Source organism: Halorubrum sp. SD612 (assembly GCF_002135005.1).
The window spans coordinates 1-6170 of record NZ_NEWI01000139.1 but is presented as its reverse complement, the minus strand read 5'-3'; the positions used below and the strand labels follow the sequence as shown (position 1 = coordinate 6170).

At 69.5% G+C, this 6170-nt stretch carries 7 protein-coding genes and 1 pseudogene; 5 read left to right on the top strand and 3 right to left on the bottom strand.

Translation table 11 applies throughout. The annotated features are described in order from the left end of the window. From B9G38_RS13345 to hisH, 5 genes and pseudogenes are all read left to right on the top strand, one after another. Positions 1-244 (top strand): annotated as a pseudogene (locus tag B9G38_RS13345) (uracil-DNA glycosylase); the annotation flags it as partial. Between the two features lie 95 nt (positions 245-339). After that, on the top strand, positions 340-1377 hold the full coding sequence (locus B9G38_RS13340) for a PhnD/SsuA/transferrin family substrate-binding protein (protein WP_086220682.1): 1038 nt from the start codon (positions 340-342) through the stop codon (positions 1375-1377). A gap of 27 nt (positions 1378-1404) precedes the next feature. Then, positions 1405-2232: a phosphonate ABC transporter ATP-binding protein gene (locus tag B9G38_RS13335; RefSeq protein WP_086220681.1), complete on the top strand. Its 828-nt coding sequence runs from the start codon at positions 1405-1407 to the stop codon at positions 2230-2232. Beyond that, a complete protein-coding gene (gene phnE / locus B9G38_RS13330) occupies positions 2229-3197 on the top strand; it encodes a phosphonate ABC transporter, permease protein PhnE (protein WP_086220680.1) in 969 nt (322 codons plus the stop codon). The genes B9G38_RS13335 and phnE overlap by 4 nt, the downstream gene beginning before the upstream one ends. 134 nt (positions 3198-3331) lie before the next feature. After that, positions 3332-3991 (top strand): imidazole glycerol phosphate synthase subunit HisH, encoded by a 660-nt coding sequence (gene hisH / locus B9G38_RS13325; RefSeq protein ID WP_086220679.1) that lies wholly within the window; start codon positions 3332-3334, stop codon positions 3989-3991. 13 nt (positions 3992-4004) lie between these two features. On the opposite strand, the gene B9G38_RS13320 is transcribed toward hisH, so the two are convergent. The 3 genes from B9G38_RS13320 to B9G38_RS13315 form a co-directional block, all read right to left on the bottom strand. Continuing rightward, entirely contained in the window at positions 4005-5018 is a 1014-nt protein-coding gene (locus tag B9G38_RS13320) for an aldo/keto reductase (RefSeq protein WP_086220678.1), read from the bottom strand. A gap of 102 nt (positions 5019-5120) precedes the next feature. Then, the gene (locus B9G38_RS17880) at positions 5121-5264 is read right to left on the bottom strand and encodes a zinc ribbon domain-containing protein (RefSeq protein ID WP_143415458.1); all 144 of its coding nucleotides are present in this window, start codon (positions 5262-5264) and stop codon (positions 5121-5123) included. Between the two features lie 143 nt (positions 5265-5407). Further along, positions 5408-6163: an ABC transporter permease gene (locus B9G38_RS13315; protein ID WP_086220677.1), complete on the bottom strand. Its 756-nt coding sequence runs from the start codon at positions 6161-6163 to the stop codon at positions 5408-5410. Positions 6164-6170: the final 7 nt, after the last annotated feature.

The following is a 6170-nucleotide window of genomic DNA, read 5'->3' as shown; positions in this document are numbered from 1 at the left end:
GGGGCCGGACGAACCCCTCCCGCCCCGGGCGGGGGGGGTCACGCGGGCGTCCGGCGCCGTGGGCGAGGGCCGGCTCGCCGGCGAGTCGCGGCGCGTACTGCTGTCCGTCCACCCCGCGGCGACGCTGTACGACCGGAGCCAGCGCGACGGCTTCTTCGAGACGATCGCCCGAGCGGCCGAACTGAGCGGCGTCGGGGGACGGGAGGGCGGCGGCGAGGGTCAGTCCCGACTGGGAGAGTTCTGATCCGGCGGTCGTCGCCGATCGATCGCGACGGTCGTTCACGATCTATATAGAAAACATAGAAAACGATTAGTCGCGCGAGCGAAAGAATCGCCTGTATGTCCGACAACAGGTGGTCGGCGGACCGGCGTACGTTTGTCAAGACAGCGGGCGCGGGCGGCGTGGTCGCGCTCGCCGGCTGTTCCGGCGGCGGCGACGGCGGCGACGGCGGCGGCTCCGACGGCGGGACCTCGGGAAGCACCGACGACGTGCCGACGGCGCAGTTCGTGTTGAACCCGGCGGAGGCCGACGTCGCCATCGAGGAGCAGTACCAGCCGATGTTCGAGTACCTCGAGTCGGAGGTCGAGGTCGAGATCGAGCCGAGCCGCGCGGAGAGCTACACGGCGACGCTTCAGGCCATCCGTAACGACCAGGGAGAGATCGCGGACATCTCGCCGTCCGCGGTCATCGCGGGCGAGGACATCCTCGACATCGTCGGCATCCGGATCGCGTACGGCGCAGCGCAGTACTTCTCAACGATCACGACGACGCCGGACAGCGGCATCGAGTCGCTGTCGGACCTACAGGGCGAGCTCATCTACATGGGGGACATCCTCTCCGTGTCCGGCACGCTCGTCCCGCTCACGGTGCTTCAGGACGCGGGGCTCGACATCGGTAACGCCCCCGACGGCGACGCCGGCAACTTCGAGGCGGAGTACTCGGACCACACGACCGCGCGCGAGCAGATGGTCCAGCGCGACGACGTGATGGCCGCGACGACCGGCGCGTTCTCCTCGGCCCCGTACGTGCCCCAAGAGCAGTTCGAGGAGATGTCGCAGGACTTCGTCGACATCTCCTCCGAGTACGAGGGCGCCGGCGACGAGATCGAGTCGTCCGGCACGCAGCTCGACCTCCTCGCGGTCTCCGACCCGATCCCCCGCGCGCCGCTCGTGACTCGGTCCAACTGGGACGACCCGGTGAAAGGCGAGCTCGAAGAAGCGATGCTGAACGTCGGGGAGGACGACCTCAGTCACGGCGACGACTACGACGGCGAGCCGCTCTGGTTCACCGGCGTTCAGGACGGCTCGATCGACGACTACGAGATGATCGCCAACGTGCTCGACCAGCTCGGTCTCGAGTTCGAAGACCTTTCGTAAACCCCCGAAAAACACCATTTCGACCTAATGAGCAGTATCACAGTCGAGGGACTAACGAAACGGTTCGGCGAGACCGTCGCGCTCGACGACGTCTCCTTCGAGGTCCCCGAAGGAGAGTTCGTCATCGTGCTCGGCGTCTCCGGCTCGGGGAAGTCGACGCTCCTCCGGTGTATGAACGGGCTCGAAACCCCCACCGAAGGCGAGATCCGGATCGGCGACACCCCGGTCGACGAGCCCCGCCCCGACATCGCGATGATCTTCCAACAGCACAACATCATCGGGCAGATGAACGCGTACTCGAACGCGCTCACCGGCTCGCTCAACCGGAACACGTTCCTCGACTCGCTCTTCCAGCGACAGAGCGAGGAGGACAAGCTTCAGGCGCTCGACGCGCTCGACACGGTCGGACTCCTGGACGAGGCCCAGCAGAACGCCCAGCAGATGTCCGGCGGACAACAGCAGCGCGTCGGGATCGCCCGCGCGCTCGTCCAGGACCCGACGATCCTGCTCGCCGACGAGCCGGTCGCGAGCCTCGACCCCGGCTCCTCACAGCAGGTGATGGGGTATCTCCGGACGGCGGCGGCCGACCGCGACCTGACCGCCGTCATCAGCCTCCACCAGGTGAACCTCGCCCGGAAGTTCGGCGAGCGGTTCATCGGGCTCCGCGACGGTGAGAAGGTGTTCGACGGCTACCGCGACGAGTTCGACATGGACGTGATAGACGAGATCTACGGCGACATCGACACCGAAGGCATGTTCGCGCCCGAGGGCGAGGCCGACGACGGCCCCGACCCGTCGAGCGACTCCGACGACGCCTCGACGAAGCGAGCCACGGGCGGGGGGATGGGCCAATGAGCTACGGCGACAGCGTCCGCGACCGGTACGAGCAGATCGTCCTCGCGCGTCGGGTCCGCGCGCTGGTGTTCCTCGTCGGGCTCGGCGTCCTCGGCGGGCTGTTCTACTACGCGCTCACGTCCGTCGGCTTCTTCGCGGCGAACATCCCGAACTACCTCCCGAACTTCCTCAACGCGCTGCGGGACTTCTTCCCGTTCCTCACGCCCGCGTTCCCCTTCATCGACCCGACCGGGTTCCTCGACTACTGGGCGTTCATCGACGAGCGGAACCTGATCTGGGGCGGGTTCGGCGGCGAGACGCCGCTGCTCGGCGAGGCCGGCATCACCCTCGCGATGGGCTTCGCCGGCACCGTGATGGGGTTCCCGCTCGCGCTGCTGTTCGGCGTGCTCGGCTCCGGCCGCGTGACGCCGTTCCCGTTCAACTTCATCTTCCGCGGGATCATGTCCTCCATCCGCGCCATCCCGGCGCTCGTCTGGGGGCTCATCTACATCCCGCTCGGCGGGATCGGTCCGGTGACCGCGACGCTCGCGATCGCCACCGACACCGTCGGCAACCTCGGCCGCCTGTTCACGGACGAGCTCGAGGAGATCGAGGACGGTCCGATCGAGGCGATGGAGACGACCGGGGCGAACAAGCCGCAGCTGATCACCTTCGGGATGCTCTCGCAGGTGACGACCCCGTTCATCGCGTGGACGCTGTACATCTTCGAGATCAACGTCCGGATCGCGGTGTCGCTCGGTATCATCGGGGGCGGCGGGCTCGGCAACGTGCTCTCCGTCCAGCAGGGGCTGTTCCGGTTCACCAACATGATGGCGACGATCCTCGTCATCCTCGTGTTGATCATCTCCGTGGAGATCGTCTCCCAGCGGATCCGGTCGGCGCTCCGCGAGGGCGACGAGGCGCAGGGGCTCGTGGCGCTCCTCCTGGGCTTCCCGCAGCGGATGGCCGAGGCGGCGCTGAAGTGAGCTGAGCGCGCTTCGGCCCCGGTTTTCCGGCTCCGATTTTCCGGCTCCGTTTCGTCCGTCCGTTTCCCCTCCCGGCCGCGCGTGCCGACTGTCGCAAGGGAAACCGACTTTTCCGTCCCCCTCGGAGTGGAGGTATGAGCACCTTCGAACCGCCCGCGGAGACGCTGGCGGACGTCGTCGTCGTCGACTACGGGCTCGGGAACCTCCGGTCCGCGACCCGCGGGTTAGAGCGCGCGGGCGCGGCGGTCGAGATCACCGACGACCCCGAGGCGTTCGCCGCGGCCGACGGCGTCGTCCTCCCCGGCGTCGGCGCGTTCCGCGAGGGGATGGAGAACGCCGGCCCGCTGCGCGAGGCGCTGACCGACCACGCCGAGGCCGGCCGGCCCCTGTTCGGGATCTGTCTCGGGATGCAGATGCTCCTGACGACGAGCGAGGAGGCGGACCACGAGGGCGAAGGCGAGGTGACGGGGCTCGACCTCGTCCCCGGCACCAACGTCCGGTTCGACGTGGACCGGAAGGTGCCGCACATGGGCTGGAACGAGCTCGATGTGACGCGGGACCACCCCCTCGTCGAGGGAGTGGAGGGCGAGTACGCCTACTTCGTCCACTCGTACTACGCCGAGCCGGACGACCCGGCCGCGGTCGTCGCCACCGCGGACTACGGCGTCGACTTCCCGGCGGTCGTCGCCAACGAGGCCGGCAACGTGTTCGGCACGCAGTTCCACCCCGAGAAGAGCGGCGAGACGGGGCTGAAGATCCTGCGGAACTTCGTCGAGTACTGCGCGGAGCAGTAGCGACGGTACCGTTCTACAGCGCGTCGTACGGACCCGGCTTGGCCGCGGTCAGCCGCTCGACCTGCTCGTCGGAGAGGTCGATCGTCGCGGCAGCGAGGTTCTCTCGCAGCTGGTCGACGGTGCGCGCGCCGACGATGGGCGCGGTGACGCCGTCGCGGTGGGCGAGCCACGCGAGCGCGGTCTGGGCCGGGGAGGCGTCGACCTCGTCGGCGACCCGGTCGAGCTCGTCGTGGACGTCGAAGTTCTCCTCGGTGAGGTACGCCTCCTGGAACCGGCTCGACTCGGCGGCCTTCGAGTCGTCGGGGAGGTCGGCGTCGCGGTCGTACTTCCCGGTCAGGAAGCCCTGCCCGAGCGGGCTCCACGGGGAGACGGCGAGGTTGCGCTGCCGCGCGAACTCCAGGTAGCCTCCCTCGATCTCGCGGTCGACGAGGTTGTACCGCGGCTGAAGCACTTTGAACGGCTCCCACCCCTCGCTCCGAGCGATCTCGTTGGCCCGGGCGACCTTCCAGGCGTTCGGGCGGAGCGTGGAGGCGCCGAGGTAGTGGACCTTGCCGGACTCGACGAGCCCGTTCAGGGTCTTCATCAGCTCGCGGGCGGGCGTCTCGTCGTCCCAGCGGTGGATGTAGAGGACGTCGACGTAGTCGGTGCCGAGCCGGTCGAGCAGGGCGTCGACGCGGTGGCGGACGTTCTTCCGGTTCGTGCCGCGGCTGTTCGGGTCGCCGTCGCGGATCTGCCAGTACACCTTCGAGGCGACCGTGTAGCGCTCGCGGTCGCGCTCGGCGAGCCAGTCGCCGATCCAGCGCTCGCAGTCGCCGCCGCCGTACACGTCGGCGGTGTCGACGTACCGCCCGCCGGCTGTCTCGTAGGCGTCGAGCAGCTCGTGGGCGCGCTCCTCGTCGATCTCGACGTTCCCCGCCTCGGTCACGCGGCCGAACCGCCACGTGCCGAACTGGAGCTCGCTCGTCCGCAGGCCGGTCCGGCCGAGCGGCACGGTACCCAGATCCATCTCCTCGAGTTCGGGCGTCATCGCCGAAGGGTTGTCGCGGTCGACGCAAAAAGCCTCAGCAAGCGGATGCGATGTGCGAACGCGTGGCAGCGCCCCCCGATCCGGCGGGGATCGCGGCGACGGCTACTCGCACGCCACGGCGAAGTCCCCCTCCGCCGCGGCCGCGGTACACACCGGACAGCCGGTGTCGAGTATCGTCTCCCGCATCGCGTCGTTGACCTCGATGGTCTGCTCGCAGTCCGGACAAGTGAAGTGAACGGTGGTCAACGGCTTTCCCTCTCGGTTCACGGATGCGCGGGCTGCGGACATAAATGAACGGTTCCGGGCCGACGCCGGACGCCGTCCGTTCCCGGGCTCGCCGGCGGCCGCCCCGGGCTCGCCGTCGGCCGCCCCGGGCTCACGGTCGGCGCTCACTCCGTGCGGGGCACCGCGTACGCCCCGACCGCGAGGAAGCCGGCCGCGAGCGCGGTCAACACGAGCAGGTCGCCGGCCCACGCGCCGCCCTCGAAGGTGATCGCCCGGGTCCCCCGCGCGAAGTACGTCAGCGGCGAGGCGGCGACCGCCGGCAGGAACCACTCGGGCAGCAGCGCCGGCGTGACGAACGTCTCCGAGAGGAAGAGCAGGGGGAGCGCGACCGTGTTGCTCGCGGCGATCACGCCGTCCTGCGAGTCCGCGAGCGCGCCGAGGACGGCGCCGAGCCCGCAGAACAGCGCCACCGCGACCGCGACGAAGACCGGCAGCGCGGCGAGCGCGGGGGAGACGACGAGGGCCGCGTCGGTCACCGCCAGCACGAGCCCGAGGATGAGCAGGCTCGCGGCGCCGATGATCCCGACGTTGACGAGCGTGTGCGCGAGCAGCCACTCGGCGCGGGAGAGGGGGGTGGTGGCCAGCTTCTCGAACCGCCCGCCGTCGCGGTGGCGGGCGATCTCGGAGCCGACCCGCGACAGCGGCGTGAACAGGACGACGACCGCGAGGTAGCCCGGGATGTAGTAGCCCGCCGGTTCGGCGAACAGGCCGCCCCCGGTGGGCTGGGTCCGCACCAACGCGCCGAAGATGACGACGAGGATGACGGGGAAGAAGAAGGTGAAGAACACCGCCGTCCGCCGGCGGAGGAACGAGCGCCCCGCCGCGACCGCCTCCGTCCGGATCCGGCCGAGGCGGGTCATCGGTCGC

Coding starts and splice junctions, on each gene's coding strand:
- B9G38_RS13340 (WP_086220682.1), top strand. CDS start 340: ATGTCCGACAACAGGTGGTCGGCGGACCGGCGTACGTTTGTCAAGACA.
- B9G38_RS13335 (WP_086220681.1), top strand. CDS start 1,405: ATGAGCAGTATCACAGTCGAGGGACTAACGAAACGGTTCGGCGAGACC.
- phnE (WP_086220680.1), top strand. CDS start 2,229: ATGAGCTACGGCGACAGCGTCCGCGACCGGTACGAGCAGATCGTCCTC.
- hisH (WP_086220679.1), top strand. CDS start 3,332: ATGAGCACCTTCGAACCGCCCGCGGAGACGCTGGCGGACGTCGTCGTC.
- B9G38_RS13320 (WP_086220678.1), bottom strand. CDS start 5,018: ATGACGCCCGAACTCGAGGAGATGGATCTGGGTACCGTGCCGCTCGGC.
- B9G38_RS13315 (WP_086220677.1), bottom strand. CDS start 6,163: ATGACCCGCCTCGGCCGGATCCGGACGGAGGCGGTCGCGGCGGGGCGC.